General features: G+C 28.9%; 18 protein-coding genes. All 18 read right to left on the reverse strand.

The genetic code is table 11. The features are described from left to right. Nucleotides 1-34: 34 nt before the first annotated feature. Complete coding sequence (locus EII29_RS02415; protein ID WP_125235958.1) at nucleotides 35-442, reverse strand: hypothetical protein; 408 nt, start codon at nucleotides 440-442, stop codon at nucleotides 35-37. Next, nucleotides 435-719, reverse strand: a complete 285-nt coding sequence (locus tag EII29_RS02420; protein ID WP_125235959.1) for a conjugal transfer protein TraD — start codon at nucleotides 717-719, stop codon at nucleotides 435-437. The genes EII29_RS02415 and EII29_RS02420 overlap by 8 nt, the downstream gene beginning before the upstream one ends. Continuing rightward, nucleotides 706-1,182: a signal peptidase I gene (lepB, locus tag EII29_RS02425; protein ID WP_125235960.1), complete on the reverse strand. Its 477-nt coding sequence runs from the start codon at nucleotides 1,180-1,182 to the stop codon at nucleotides 706-708. The genes EII29_RS02420 and lepB overlap by 14 nt, the downstream gene beginning before the upstream one ends. A gap of 310 nt (nucleotides 1,183-1,492) precedes the next feature. After that, nucleotides 1,493-2,941, reverse strand: a complete 1,449-nt coding sequence (locus EII29_RS02430; RefSeq protein WP_158612447.1) for a CHAP domain-containing protein — start codon at nucleotides 2,939-2,941, stop codon at nucleotides 1,493-1,495. 148 nt (nucleotides 2,942-3,089) lie between these two features. Next, complete coding sequence (locus tag EII29_RS02435; protein WP_125235962.1) at nucleotides 3,090-3,455, reverse strand: hypothetical protein; 366 nt, start codon at nucleotides 3,453-3,455, stop codon at nucleotides 3,090-3,092. 50 nt (nucleotides 3,456-3,505) lie between these two features. Beyond that, complete coding sequence (locus EII29_RS02440; RefSeq protein ID WP_125235963.1) at nucleotides 3,506-4,084, reverse strand: hypothetical protein; 579 nt, start codon at nucleotides 4,082-4,084, stop codon at nucleotides 3,506-3,508. A gap of 9 nt (nucleotides 4,085-4,093) precedes the next feature. Beyond that, entirely contained in the window at nucleotides 4,094-4,336 is a 243-nt protein-coding gene (locus EII29_RS02445) for a hypothetical protein (protein ID WP_148096397.1), read from the reverse strand. A 59-nt stretch (nucleotides 4,337-4,395) separates the two neighbouring features. Continuing rightward, nucleotides 4,396-6,006: a type IV secretion system protein gene (locus EII29_RS02450; protein ID WP_125235965.1), complete on the reverse strand. Its 1,611-nt coding sequence runs from the start codon at nucleotides 6,004-6,006 to the stop codon at nucleotides 4,396-4,398. A 5-nt stretch (nucleotides 6,007-6,011) separates the two neighbouring features. Continuing rightward, entirely contained in the window at nucleotides 6,012-7,061 is a 1,050-nt protein-coding gene (locus EII29_RS02455) for a hypothetical protein (protein WP_125235966.1), read from the reverse strand. Between the two features lies 1 nt (nucleotide 7,062). After that, complete coding sequence (locus tag EII29_RS02460; RefSeq protein ID WP_125235967.1) at nucleotides 7,063-9,651, reverse strand: TraM recognition domain-containing protein; 2,589 nt, start codon at nucleotides 9,649-9,651, stop codon at nucleotides 7,063-7,065. Nucleotides 9,652-9,663: 12 nt separating this feature from the next. Next, nucleotides 9,664-9,909 carry a VirB3 family type IV secretion system protein gene (locus EII29_RS02465; protein ID WP_125235968.1) on the reverse strand — a complete coding sequence of 82 codons (246 nt, stop codon included), beginning with the start codon at nucleotides 9,907-9,909 and terminating at the stop codon, nucleotides 9,664-9,666. Continuing rightward, a complete protein-coding gene (locus EII29_RS02470; protein ID WP_125235969.1) occupies nucleotides 9,902-10,753 on the reverse strand; it encodes a hypothetical protein in 852 nt (283 codons plus the stop codon). Before EII29_RS02470 ends, EII29_RS02465 begins: the two co-directional genes overlap by 8 nt. Further along, a complete protein-coding gene (locus EII29_RS02475; RefSeq protein ID WP_125235970.1) occupies nucleotides 10,737-11,420 on the reverse strand; it encodes a lytic transglycosylase domain-containing protein in 684 nt (227 codons plus the stop codon). The genes EII29_RS02470 and EII29_RS02475 overlap by 17 nt, the downstream gene beginning before the upstream one ends. A gap of 137 nt (nucleotides 11,421-11,557) precedes the next feature. Then, nucleotides 11,558-12,229, reverse strand: coding sequence for a PBECR4 domain-containing protein (locus EII29_RS02480; RefSeq protein ID WP_125235971.1), 672 nt, complete (start codon nucleotides 12,227-12,229; stop codon nucleotides 11,558-11,560). A 49-nt stretch (nucleotides 12,230-12,278) separates the two neighbouring features. Next, nucleotides 12,279-12,680 carry a hypothetical protein gene (locus tag EII29_RS02485; RefSeq protein WP_125235972.1) on the reverse strand — a complete coding sequence of 134 codons (402 nt, stop codon included), beginning with the start codon at nucleotides 12,678-12,680 and terminating at the stop codon, nucleotides 12,279-12,281. A gap of 122 nt (nucleotides 12,681-12,802) precedes the next feature. Beyond that, nucleotides 12,803-13,462: a hypothetical protein gene (locus EII29_RS02490; RefSeq protein ID WP_233573230.1), complete on the reverse strand. Its 660-nt coding sequence runs from the start codon at nucleotides 13,460-13,462 to the stop codon at nucleotides 12,803-12,805. A 70-nt stretch (nucleotides 13,463-13,532) separates the two neighbouring features. Next, a complete protein-coding gene (locus tag EII29_RS02495; RefSeq protein ID WP_125235974.1) occupies nucleotides 13,533-14,537 on the reverse strand; it encodes an ATPase, T2SS/T4P/T4SS family in 1,005 nt (334 codons plus the stop codon). Further along, on the reverse strand, nucleotides 14,524-14,811 hold the full coding sequence (locus EII29_RS02500; RefSeq protein WP_125235975.1) for a hypothetical protein: 288 nt from the start codon (nucleotides 14,809-14,811) through the stop codon (nucleotides 14,524-14,526). Before EII29_RS02500 ends, EII29_RS02495 begins: the two co-directional genes overlap by 14 nt. Nucleotide 14,812 lies beyond the last annotated feature (1 nt).

Raw genomic sequence — 14,812 nt, forward strand, 5'->3', positions numbered from 1 at the left:
TACGGGGTATTATTTACTTCTTATCAACATTTTTTTATTTTTCAAATATTTCTTCATAATCTGATTTTCCGTCTTTATCTGTATCCTTATCCCACGGATCTGTTCCATAATACAATTCTTGCCTATTAGTAAGACCATCTCCGTCATAATCCTTATCCATTATAAGTCTTTTATCCATCGGAATTATTATTTGCAAGAGATTTTCCTTATTGTCTCTTAAATCTTTGTATATTTCCAATACCTCATTCACAGACTTTTTCAGTTCCTTTTCTTCAATGGAGTTTCCGTCTATTCTTAATTTTAAATTTTCCAATTTCCTAATCTGTTTTTCCAGTTCATTCAAAAATAATTCTTCCGTATACTCCTTTACATTCTGTGATTTCATAGTTTCAAATATATTTCCAACCTTTTCATAATTTCCGTCAAAAAAATCTCTATTCATTATTACCACTCTCTTTCATTTGTTTTCTAAGCTGATTTCTTTTAATTTTAAATTTATTACCTAAACTTCTGGTTTTTTCTTTTTCCTCATCACTCATGTCGAATACTTTTAATAAAACACCTAACAAAAAATCCTCATCCATGTCGTCAATTCCCAACATCTCAAATATTGCACCCTTTTTTACAAGATGATGTTGCCGTTCCTTCCTTGTTCTGGGCTCTTTAATTGCCCTATTTTTCTGCAAAATTTTTATCACTTCTTTTTCAATGTTTGTCATTATTTCCTCCTAATTTTAATAATAAATATGCTTTATATTTTATTTTTTCTTTATCAATAACTCCGTAATATCTACTATCAAGTGAATTCTCATTTTCAGAAAAAGTGAAGTATTCTTCTTTTTTCAATGTATTATTTTTAATTTTTGAAGGTATATTATATTTTAAAATACCTTCCCTTTTTCCATTTATAAATAATGTGTTTTCAGTTATTTCAATTTTATCCCCTTCTGCGGCTTTTACTTTTTTTAAAGCCGGTAAGTTTTGTAGTTTTTTATCTGCATACTTTTTATATTCTTTAGGAGTTTCATATACAATATAGTCATTTATTTTATAATTCTTACTGAATCTGTTTATTATATAAATCCCTGTCGGAGAGCTTTCACTAATATTAATAATTATATTAGAAACTGTAAATCCGATTAACAAAAGAACTCCTGTTAAAATTAAAACTATTTTTTTCATTTTATCTCCTTAAAACTTGTGTTATACCCAATTTGACAATTTTATATTTTATGATATAATACTGTCATAGAAGATTACTCTTCTACCCTTAAGGGAAACTTATAAGAATTTAAAAATACGTTTCAATTAAGACTGGTTTTTCCCAGTCTTTTTTGATATAATTTTTTTGAGGGGTAACGCCCTTTAAATTCTTATAAGGAGGTAGTAGCATGGAAAATGTTATTACTATTATTGTTATGATGTATATCATATACAGATTAACTAAGTAGTTTTAATTTTACCTCTACTCCTCAACCCTTAGGGGTATTTTTTAAAAACTTATTTCTATTTTATGGATTACTGTATAAATTATAAATATAAGAAATATGTATAGTATGAAATTTCCTGTAAGTATTGTCTCTATATCTTTCAATGAATCAACTAAATTTTGAAAAGTATTATTTTCAGATAAAACCTTAATCCCTATAATAGCAAAGAAGTTAATTGAAACCAGTTTTAGTATAAAATTTATAATCATACTAAAGATTTTCCCTACATTATAATACTGTCTTGTTTCATCTAATATTCCGAGAGTAAGAAATATAGGAGATAAACTTAAAGATAATTCAAATCCGATTAATAGTTTAAGCAAATCAAACATAATAAACAGAAAAGCAACATTAATCAGTACAAATATCACCAGTAATGCTATTGTAACTAACAAATTTTTTTGAAAATCCAAAGGATTTATCCAGTTTATTTTAGTAATAGCTTCAAATACTTCAGAAGCTAATTTCTCTTTTAATGTCCATATTTCATTCAGCTTTTGAGTCTTTTCACCTGTGAGTTTTTCAAGTATTCCATAGCTTATATCTTTTCCCATTTGAATTAACTCACCGCTAAATATCTTATTAGTTATAAAAATATAAAATACAAATCCGAAAGTTCTTTTAAAAATAGTTCCTGAAATAAATCCTTTAATATTATTATCAGCAATAGCAAAAATGGAATCTTTTATAACTTGAATTATAAAGAAAGTAGTCATAATGAAAATAAATATATTCCCTATGTTCCCAAAATTATCAAGCCCTTCTTTGAGAAATCCCATAATGTTATCCGCAAATGTGTCCCAGTCCATTTTATTTGAAGGTTCGTATTGAATATTCACAGTATCTTGTGAAGCTGTACCATAAGCATTTGTGCTGATACTTGAACCATTTGGTGGAACAACTACTTGTCCGATTGAATTAATTGGTGTGTATCCATTGTTTATCAATATTTGTGTTGCACTGGTTGCTCCAATATACGAACCTCCTCTATAAGTTCTTACATCTATAATATCAATCACTGTTCCTCTCGAACTGGAAGCATGAGCCATCTTAAATTTTCCATTTCCCAAATTTTCAAGTACAATTCCCACATGTCCATACCCTTTACTTCCTTGAGCTCCAAAATTTAAAAGATCTCCGGGTTTTATCTGATCAAATGAAGTTCTTTTTACTTGTCCAGCTCCTCTTATTCCGGCAGTCGTAGTTGAGGCACCACCTTTACCAGTGACTCCTCCGTTCATTCCTGCAGCTGCGGTTGCTCTTCCCACATATGAGGAACAATCAAAATATCCCCCCCTCATTCTATATTGATTGCTATAAGGTCTATTCAAATTATTAACTGCATAATTTATTATATCTTGTCTAAATTTTGTATCATCATAATTCCCTTTATTTGCAAACGATAAAATACTTAAACAGATAAAACTGAATATCATTATTATTTTTCTCATATTTTTCTCTTTTCCTTTCTTCTCAAATTTACGATAAAAAAATAAAGGTATTCCATGAATGCAAATTCGCCGATCTGCTATCATGAAATACCTCTTTATGTCAGCTCGCCGGCTGACGGATTTCATACTATTTTATTCAATTTTTCAGTTAATTACAGGTTTGATTTCTTATACATTCTACTACTCTTTTTTCTTTACTTAATATATTTCCGTTTCTATCAACCATTACCAGTGTTTTATATTTTATATCCCAAGCAAAATAAGTATTTCCATATTTATTATACTCATCACTAAGATTAAATACCAATATTCCACTTTTATATTTTGAAATTTTTCCAACTTCTCCACTACTGTATTCGATATACCAATTATTATTCTTTTTTTCAATACTTGCTAATATTGAATCCCAGTTACCTTTTAACTTATCTAAATTATCTTTACCGTCTGTAGTCAGTTTTTCTGCAAAAACTGAAACACTGAATAACAACATCATTAATATTAGTAACTTTTTCATCTCTAACCTCCATTTTTTCATGTTATAAATCTTCTCGATTTTTAATAGGATTAAATCGGAAAGTTTTCTAACTCTATTATTTGACTTATAGTATTATCTAATCTGTAATCCAACTGAGCCATTCCGCTACTTATTCTATCAAGACTATTATAATCTATAATATTATTTTTGAAATTATCAATTCTTTCAATTCTTACTTTTACTTCTGACATTATAGCACTAAGTCCATTATAATATGATATTTCCATTATATTTTTTTCATTAACTTTTCTTTTAGATACTTTTTTTTCTAATTTCTCAATAATTTTTTTTACTTTTTCAGTTTTAGGAAATTTCATAGAATCTATTTCATTTTTTGTCTTTTCAAATATCTCTTTTTTAAAAGCCTCTCTCTTAGCTATAACCTCATCACTTTCTTTATCCCCAACAAAAGTTGTCCTTTTCATTATATCTGCATTCAGTTCTTCTTTATGAAATTCAACTACCCTATCCAGAATTGGTTCGTATTCTTTATTAATTTCTTCCAAAGCTGCTTTTAATTCAGCCAAATCTTTTTTAATTTCTTTTGTCGGATCGTTACAGGAAAATATCCCTAAAATTAATAGCAGAAATATAATGATTCTTTTCATTATTATCACCTATCTTTCCCAATTTTTATTTTTTTCTTCTAATAATTCTATCCTCTTTTCTAAACTTATAATCTTTTCATTTAACTCTTCATTACTTTTTTCCAATACTTCTATTTTTTTACGATCTGAGTTGGTTGCTCTTATTACTTTATTAATTTGGTCAATTATTTTTTTTATTATACCGGTATCTTCTACATATTGTAGATTTTCTCTAGCTCTTTGTTCCATATCCAGTATATCATCATAGCTCATTGACATAAAATATCTCCTTTCGCCATTTATATTAATTATACCTTAGAAATTTAATAAAATCAATTCTTTTTATTATTTTCAGTATCGTAGATTCCATCAAATGCGTCCTCCTTTTCTTTTTCCTCATAAAACTTTTTCCTATTATTTTCAGTATCTCTAAATTTACCCCATTTATCTTTTCCTGTGACAAATTTATTCCTATCTCTGAATTCTTTCCATTTTTTTCTATTTTCCGGATTATCAAATTCTTTTCTTTCATTATATTTTCTCTGCCCTACCCTGTAAGAATTCATCCTGTTTTCCTTACTGTTATACTGTTTCAGGAAAGTTTCCGTAGCTTTTCTGTATTTGGATATTCTGCTTACTTTTTCCTCTTCTCCGAGATCTTTAAGTTCTTCTTCCAGTGCTTTTGTGTATTCTGCTTTTGCTGCTTTTATTGCATTATTGATTTTATGTGTTCCTGCATAATCTTTAAGTTCTCCGATTGTGTCTTCAAACAGAGCTTCTTTTTTCTGTCTTTTTTCTTCGGTATTATGTCCTACTGTCTGGTCTCCAATTGTTCCGAATACTCCGCCAAGTAAATCTCCACCTAAGTTTGTAAGGTTTCTTTGACCGGAACCGTAAGCTATTGTTTTCTGAATTCCTGAATTCAATCTTCTTCCTGCCTTAGCAAGTCTTGTACTTTGAGCATAATCTTTTCCGGCTTTCATTCCTTCTCTTGCCGACTTTAGAACTCCTTGTAAATTTTTTCCGCTTTTTATTGCCTGTGCTGCTCTTGCACTTCCTGCTGCAAGTGAAGTTCCTCCGGTATAGGCAGCCGCTACAACAGAAGCCCCTGTCGCTGCAACACTTGTTAATCCTGTAGCCAACGCACCTGATCCTTTTCCTGCTGCTGTACCGTTTATAAGCATTGACCCGAATTCTTTTGCCTGTGTGACAAGAAAAGCACATAACAGAAGCATAAATAACCATGTTAAGGAATCTCCTAAAGTTATTGTATTCCCTGTAGAAGTAGAGGTATATGCTCTTGTTTCCAATACCTTTAACGTTATCCCCGTCAATGAAACGGCGGTTAACAATACTCCTAATTCTGCCAATATCCCATGAAATAACTTTTCTCCCATTGCCTTTGTCTGTTCAAAGGCGTTAAAGGGAATCAGGAAATATCCTATTGTTGACATTGTTTTGAGTTTTATAAAAGAAATTATTATTTCTTTCAGGATTAAAAATATTGCTATTAATCCCACTATCATTATTATAAGATATATTAATTGATCTCCAAATTTATCGAAACCCAATTTACTTCTTTCCTTGTTTATATTAATTATACTGACTAATAAATTACTATAAATTGTATCAAAATCAATAATTTTTCCCATTACATATCCCTGTTCCGGGAAAAACTTATATCCTATAATAAACATAAGTTCAATTAAGTAATCCACTACTTTTCCGAAATACCTTATTAATGCAAAAAGTGTAGCATATTTAAATAATTTTTGAAAAAATATTTTTAAAACATTCATAAAATCTTCGGAATATTGGTATATAAAAGCTAAGGTAAAGTCTATAACTGCTATTGTAGTAGTTATAAAGAGTACTATAGGAGCGGATTTATCTCTTCCTATATCTAAGAATTCCGTAAAAGTTTCTAAAAAACTGTTGAGCATTTTACTTACCTCCCTAAATCTCCTGCAAATCTATTTCTCTTTTTTGCTTCCCTAACTTCTTTTTTAAGTTTTTCCTGATAATTATTTAATTTTGTTATACTTTCCTGTCTTTCCTGTTTTGAAGCTATTTCTTCTTCCACTTTCTTATTATCTGCCAGTATTTCTTTTGTTGCAACAGCTGCCGAATCAGACATATATTTTTCAAACATACTTATTAAAAGATTTATTTGAGCATTCAGCTTTGTCATTTCCTGTGTTGCATTCTGTGGATTCATATTTCTTATTCTGGCTTTTGCTTCATTTAGTGCTTTTAAAACCTTTCCGGCTTCATTTCCGCTTAGTCTGTCTAAAGCCTCATCGTTTACATTCTTTAAATTTATATCTCCCATCATTAAATTTTCCCAGCCTTCAAAAGTTGACAAATCAGAATTTCTTACCAAATCTCCGTAAGCAACCGTTTTTTCTTTTAAATCAAATCCTTCTGAAACTATACCGTCTAATCTGTCTAGTGTAGTACTTATTTCTGCTAAGGTTTTCAAATCATTTTTATTAAATGTTCTGACAGAATCAAGGAATCTTTTATACTGCTTTAAATCATCCACTCTTTTTCTCATTGCCAATAATTTTTGTAAAATAAGTTGGATATTAGACCCCATTGTCGCAACTCCTCCCATAAATCTTGTACTTCCTGCTAAACTTGCAGCTACTGTGGCAGAATCGGCTGAACGGGATACAGCATTAAAACTTAGCTCTGTAGCTTTATTGGCAATTTCATAATAATTATCAAGAGTATTAAATAGGCTGTCTAAATTAACAGAACCACTTATACTTCTTATTCCTCCTCCCCCTCTTACATAATTACTGCTTGGTTCCGTTTTTTCTTTTTCTGTAAAATCAAAATTTTTATCATTTATTTCAGTAGTTCCTTCAGTTGCCCGATTAATCAGTTCTAATCTCGGGTTAAAAGTTCCTATAGTTACTTTTGATGTCGGATTTGCAAATCCGATAGTGCTTAAAATTCCTAAACATACTAATAATATAATTTTCTTTTTCATATTAATCTCCTCCTAATAAAATATCTTTATATTGCTCTATTTCATATAACGGTATCTGATTCATTTTGTACTTATAATTTATCCATTCCTTATTCAGCTGAAGAATTCTTTTTTCTTCAGACATTGGAATTTCATCTAACATTTTTTTTAACTGAATTATTTTTTTCTGGTCATTTTTATCAGATGAACCGACAAGAGAAATTTCTGTTGCTGTACTGTTTAGCTGAAATAATCTTGTTCCGTCAGTTCTTTTAACAAAATAATCCATTTTTTTAAGTCCATTCCTGATTTCTTCTATTTCTTTGTCATTTAAATTAAATCTATGATACAAATCTCTCCATGTAGACATCGCTCTTTCATTAGGCAAATAAATATTTGTCTTACATGCGTCTATTATTGAGGCAGCTATACTTGATTCAGACAAATGTTTTAGTGACTGTGTAGATAGAATAACCGAAGCATTATATTTTCTTAATGTATTAAGCCATTTTTCTATTTTTTCCTTCATTTTCTCATTTTTTACCAATACTTGAAACTCATCTACTATTATAAGTGTCGGTGTCCCGTCCAGTTTATCTCTTTCAATTTTATGAAATATATAATCAAGCAGAGGAACAATCACTTTTTCATTAGTAATTACATTATTCATTTCAAATACTATAAAATTATTTTCTTCCATTTCTTCCTTACTGCTGTCAAAATATTTTGCATATGCTTCAGTTCCACAGTAAATACTCAATGCTTCCCTTATGTTTCTTGATTGAATGTAGGCACAGTAGTTACTTAAAGTTCTGCTTTCTCTTTTTATGTCGGAACTTGCCAAAGATTTTATAGCTTCCCATAAGATAGTTCTAACTCTTGCGTCTACATTAATTCCTTCCTGTTCCAGCAAAATGGAAATCCAACTTAACGCCCACTCTTTTTCTTTATCATCGTCTATATTTGCTAATGGTTGGAATGATACTTCCATTTCATTAGTTTCTTCATCATCTTTTCCTAAATCATAAAATTTTCCTCCGTTCAATTCACATAAAACTCTGCTCGAACCTCCTACATCGAAGAAAAAAACCTGAGCTTTCTTTGTTATATATTCAGGTTGCCCTTGTTCATTTTCCATTAATTTCTGATATTCATATTTTCCAAATTCAGTAGCAAGAAAATTTAAAAGAAAAGATTTTCCATATCCTGTAGGACCTATAAGGCTTGTATGTCCTACATCTCCGTTATGGAGATTGAAATAAAATAATTCCTTTTCTGTTTTGGTAGTAAAAAGTGCAATATCTTTTAAATGCCTATTATATTTATCTCCTACATACAGACTGCTCATAGGCATTAATGTTGCTACGCTTTTACTGCTCATAGGAACTTTTCTTATATTTGCCACAATATTTCCCGGAATAGAGCCGAAAATAGAATCAAAGGTATTATATTTATCTTCATTAGCTACAAAATCCAAAACACTTAATACTTTTCTTACTTCCTGTACTTTTCTGTCTAAAGACTCCAAATCTTTATCTTTTATAAGGAAAGTAAAAGTATAATATCCTAAACTTGCTTCTCCCGATTTAAGTTCCATTTCAATTTCATCAGCTTCATTTATTTTTTCAAGCTGATTCGTATCTATACTCGTTGTTTCTCTCTGATTTATTCCGTCTATAATCCACTGTATTAAACTTTTAAGTTTAAAATTAAAATATATTCTTGCTTTTTTTAATATATCCAGTGCCTCTTCTCTTGTTAATACAATGAATCTCGTTACAAACCTGTATTCAAAATTTAAATTTTCCAGTTCATTGAAAATTCTTGGATAAGTTTTTCCCGGATATAAATTAATAGTTATAGCTTTTATATAATCATTCATTATTTTTGCAGGCTTCTCATCATCTTCATTTGTTAAAGTCGAAGCTGTAATAAGTTCGTCTATATACATACTTCCTATAGGCGGTACTCCCACTGTTTCTCTTTTTTCATTATTTACAGCCGTATACAGGAAGCCTAGTAGTTCCCTATCTGTAAGCTGATCTACACTTATTGCAGCAGTTCTGTATTGCGTTACGAATAATTCAACCGTATTTTTAAATTCGGTAAGTTCTTTTTTGAACTCTTTCAGCAATTCCTCTTTACTTTTTTCAATTTCTTTTGATTTCCTTAATTTAAATGTTTTAAAAAAATTTATAAATTTATCAAGATAACTTACAACATCAGGCTTCATAGTATATGTAACAGAAATAAAATATTCTGTTATATAAAACTCTTCCTTTTTTACTGAATTTTCTCTAAGTCTTTCTATAATCCTTGTCGGATAAGGTTTATCATTTAAATCCTTCGCTGGATATTCATTCGACTTATTTCTTTGTACCTCAAAATGAATACTGTAACCGTCCGGTAATCTTCTTATTGCCTGATTTATTCTATTTAAAATTGTTTCATAGTCCTCTACTTCCAAGTAATCCAAATCATTAAACCGAACTCTAAAACAGGACATGAAACTGTTTGTTTTGTTAAGAACTATCCCTTCATCAATAAGTATTTCATAGGGTACAAAGGACTTATATGAATTTTTATAGTTTTTCAATATTTTTGATAACATTTACCCTTCTTTCTAAAATCCAAGCCAAACAGGATTTTTCACTATATTATTTAAATATATAAGTATAAATATCATATCTTTTTTTGAAATATATGCGGTAGCAATATATAAAATTATTACAGGTATTACTACAAGCCAACTCCAAAACATTAAATATAGTATCCCTATAAGTGCTCCGAATATAACTATAAACTCTATAGGAATTCCAAATATATTTTTCTTTTCAACTAATCCCTGATATAACCTGATTTCAATCATTATTTTCACCTCTTAATTTCTGCTCTACTTCTAAAGTTCTTACAAACTTATTTTTTAGTTTATATTTTTGACTCATAAATATTTTGTTGTCTTCCAATTCCACAAATGTTCTCCATTTACCATGTTCATCAGCCTTTGTTTTTATAATTGTACCGTTTTCCTTTCTAATATTTATTTCTGCATTTTCTATACTATTTCCTTCAAGATAAGTTGCTTTTTTCAATTTACTTAAATTTCTGTTATAAATTTTACCCCCGATTCTTTCCTTCAGATGATATTGAGCTATAAGGTTATCTTCATAAAATGCTATATTTGTCTCTTTTTCAATATCTTCTTTGACTTTTCTTTCCCAAGTATTTTCATCTAAAAACAAAGGCTTTAACAGAAAATAAATGTATTCTCCCTTTTTTTCTTTTACTACTTCAAAAATGGTATTGTCAATACTTTCAGGAAAATTCACATTTACCTTTAAATCAGAATTTTCGTTTACTCTTAAAAAAGGAATTTTTTTATTAATAGTCTGCTCTTTCCCTATGCTATTAAGTTCAATTAATAGATTTCCTTTAATAGGCTCTTCTATTAACATACCGTCGGAAATACCTTTTGAATAATCTATATCCAAAATAATCTTAGGAATATTTTTAAGTTTTACTTTTTTAATGCTGTAAAGGTTTATTTCCTTATTTGTTAAATCAGTTATATCTCCCAAATCAAGCATTTCAATCTTGTTAAAATTTACCGGAACTGCTGAAATATACAGTTCACTATTTTCCTTAGCTATCTGATTTGAACAACATGACATAAGCAACAGTACCGATATTATTATTCTAAAAATCTTCTTCATTTTCCCTCTTTTCTACAGTTTTAAGGTCTCTTTTTATATATGATATTGTGTTATTATTTCTCCAGCCTTTCTTTATCTTACTCTCTTCCTCTTCAATTTCCGCTTTAACTGTTTTATTTCCCGATTCTATTTTTGTGTTGTCCGTTTTACTTATTTTTAAAGTATTTTCAAAATTTGGATTTCTGTTTTTTCTGTATTCCATTATCTTTTTATAAAATTTATCTACTTTAACAATATAATCTCTTGTTTCCTTTATATTCAACCATGCATTATTTTTTAAACGTCCGCAGCCGGCATTATAGCAAATTAAAGTATCTCTTATGTTTTTTGTCCTTTCAAAGTCTCTTTTTAAATGAAGCACTCCCCCTCTTATATTTCCCGCAATTGTATTGTCAACATTAAACTCACGGAAATTGAAAGGCATAAGCTGCATAAGTCCTTTCGCTCCGGCATGACTTACTGTATTATGATTAAAGGAACTTTCTGTCTGCATAACGGCTAAAACTAAATAAGGATTAATATCATACTTTCTGCTATTTTCCATTACATTGTAAACTATATACTTTGCTGTTGTTTTATCTAATTTCGGGTTATACTTTATTAAATAATTTTCCATTGTAAAAGTTATATTAAATAAAAATAGTGTCATTAACAAAATTATTTTCATTTTTCCTATCCCCTCCTATCTGCACTATATATTTAGTATAGAGTCCTTTTATAGGTTGTTAGAAATACTCTCTATACAGAATATATAGTGCTTTAATTTCTTTATTACTCACGCTCTATATATAATATACAGTACCGTCATCTTTCTTTTTCTTCGGTTTCAGTTTCATTTTCCCAGAAATGTTTCTCTTTATCTTCTTTAAAAGAAAATAATTCATATTTTTTTGTTTTGTCATTATATTTTGAAATTTCAGTGATTTTTTCAAATATTCTGCTGTTTTCAAAATAATTTATATCTTCCCTTGCAAAATAAGTTTCCAGTATATCCTTCGTTCTATTATCAACTTCAAATTCTGTTATTATATCTCCGTATTCTTCTTTTCTTATTCCTAAATGAAGAAACTGATTATTTTTTGTCTGAACAACTAAGTAATTACTTTTTATTTGAGTATATTGATTCGTCTGTTCAAAAATATATCCATTTTCCAAATTTTCCATAAATTCTTTGAAAGTATTAATTCTGTTGGCTACACTATCAATCTTATTTGCATTATGTTCAGCTATTAAATCATATATATCCTGATCGGATAGATTTTCTTCATTTATTTTGTTATATAATCTTTGACCTTTTAGCACTCCATGTTTACTTTCATTATCATTGATATACTGTAATCCTAATAAATGAGGAAGAGATTTATTGTTTATTTCTATAAAAAATTCCTTACTTTTACTTTTTATGCATATATCTTCCTTGTCATATTTGGAAAACCATTTAAATATCTCCTGAACCTTGTAAGATTGCTCTCTCATTTTTACCTCCAAGTAAAAAGAGACTGTATTATTTTCTACAGTCTCTTTTTTATAATTTTTGCAGTGATATTAATTTTGAAGCTTCAGGATTCGGAAACCAATTATGAAATACTATTTTCTTATTTTTCAATTTTTTCAAAATTTCTTCAAAAAATTCTTTATTTAAGCTTTTATCATAATCAGTTATTGCCTTATATTTTATTGATTCTTCTGTACTGATATTTTCTTTTACCAATTCATATTCAATACATGTATATCCTATAAAATTATATCCCTTACTTTCTTCTATGTACGGTTTACATTCACAAACCATATTTTCTATTTTTTTAAGTGCCTCATTCTTATTATTAAATTCATATAAAGGTAAAAATTCTTTATATTCTTTTAAATTATTATTTTTATCCAAGTAATAACAATGGGAAACTTCATACACTACATATGTATCATTCATAAATTTCCTCCCGAATATAAATCTTTATATTTAATTTTAGCACTTTTAATATCACTTTTCAAGACTGTACTTGTTTAATTTCCATTGTCCTTTTAGCACTCTATACTGAATATATACTACTTTTATCTCTCCTTTTCTTCAGTTTCAGCTTCATTTTCCCAATCTGAATTTTCTTTTTCCTTGTTTTCTTTTATATGTTGTTTAACTTCTTCTCTTTTCAAAACCTTATTCAAAATATCACCTCTATCAATTAATATAAACTTTTCTTCATTATCTTTTTCTTTTGATATTTTTGTTGTAAACAGTACTTTATTTACTGTCAGCTCTTTCTGTGCTTCCAGAAAATCCTTAAAGTTTAATTTAGAAGCCTTTCTCACCGTTTTTGAATCAAGATATACAAGTTCACCTAAATTTTCTTTATATGTGCTATAAATCAATTTTGCATTATCGGATAAAGTGTTTAATTTATCCTCTTTAACTTTTTCAATCTCTTCTCTTCTAGCCAGTATTTCCGCCTCTTTTTCTTCGTATTTATTTTTATAGTCAACTGCCTTGTTCTTATCTATAAAGTATTTCATTTTGGGCATTTCAAATACTGAACCGTCATAATTTATTTTTGCCTCTACAGATTGATGAAAAAATATTTTATTCTCCTGAACTAATTCCTTAAATGCCGTTTTAAATTTTTCGTCATCATTGATTCCCATTTTATCCTGTATCTGACTTCTGTTTAATGAAGTATACCCGATTTCATTATTTGTCTTTTCTTCTAAAAATTTCATAATCTGATCTTTCATTTTCATCATCTCACTTTCAATATTTTTTATACTTTATTTTTCATTTTCTCCTGTTTTAATTTATTTTTTCTAAAATATATTCCTTTTTCTCATAATCGTATCCCTTTACTAATGCAATTTCTTTTATTCCTCTAACTGTATTCTGTTTTGTTATATTTACAACTATATTTACAGCTTCCAGTATCATTCCGATCTGTTTTCTTGAACTTACTTCTCCTAAATACTGTTCAACTTTCTTTAAAGCAGATTGATTAGTATTGGCATGTATTGTTGATATTCCTCCCGGGTGTCCTGAATTCCACGCTTTAAGTAATTCTATGGTTTCTTCTCCTCTTCGCAACTCTCCCACAAAAATTCTGTCCGGGTTAAGTCTCATACAAGATCTTAGTAAATCTTTTGCACTTACTGTTTCTGTTGTTCTTAACATAACTTTGTTTTCTATATCTCTACAGTTAAGTTCCCGAGTATCCTCTATTGTTATTATTCTGTCCTTAGTACCGTTTAAGAGCTGTATCATAGCATTCGTAAGACTGGTTTTTCCTGATGATGTTCCACCGTTTACTAAAATATTGGCTCTATTTAATATCGCCATTTTTATCAACTCTTGAGAATTTTCAGCTTTGGAAAGTATATCGTATATTTCTTCTCCATTTTCATCTTCAAATACGGCTTTAAAGAAATTTTCCAACGGAATTATTCCTCTGCTCGGCTTTCTGATTGAGAATACGGGTTTATCATCTACAGGTTCTCCCAGTATCCCCTCAAATCTTTCTTTATTCGGTAAAGTAGCGGAAACTATAGGTGTATCATTGTTGGCACTTTTTCCGTTAAAGGAAGCGATAACTTCGATAATAGTTTTTCTTCTTAAATTATCGTATATGGTTTCTGTTTTTACATACCCTTCTTTTGCTATATCTATCCATACTTTTCCGTCCTGATTTACTGAAATTTCATTTATATCTTCTCTATCAAGCAAATCCAATATTTCATCTCCTAAGTTTTCATTCAGAAAGTTTATTTTTTTCCGTTTGTCTATATCTCTTTTTTCAGCTTCCGTCATTTGTATCTTCTCCATTTTCTTCATTTTTAAATTCTTTATTTCTTTTTTCAGAATTTTCTGTATTTTCATCAATTTCTATTTTAATAATCCTGTCTTTTCTCTGATTGTAAATATCCGCTATGATTTTAGTAAACTCTTTTGCAGTTATTACCTCATGAATAGGATACTTGGTACTTAACAAATTATCAAAAGTTGTTATAAGTTTTGTTTTTTCTTCTTCCTTCAATTTCTCTAACCGTATTACCATTGATTCCAATTTCTTATTTATTCTCATT

Origin of the sequence: Leptotrichia sp. OH3620_COT-345, from assembly GCF_003932895.1 — a bacterium.
Taxonomy (GTDB): Bacteria; Fusobacteriota; Fusobacteriia; order Fusobacteriales; family Leptotrichiaceae; genus Pseudoleptotrichia.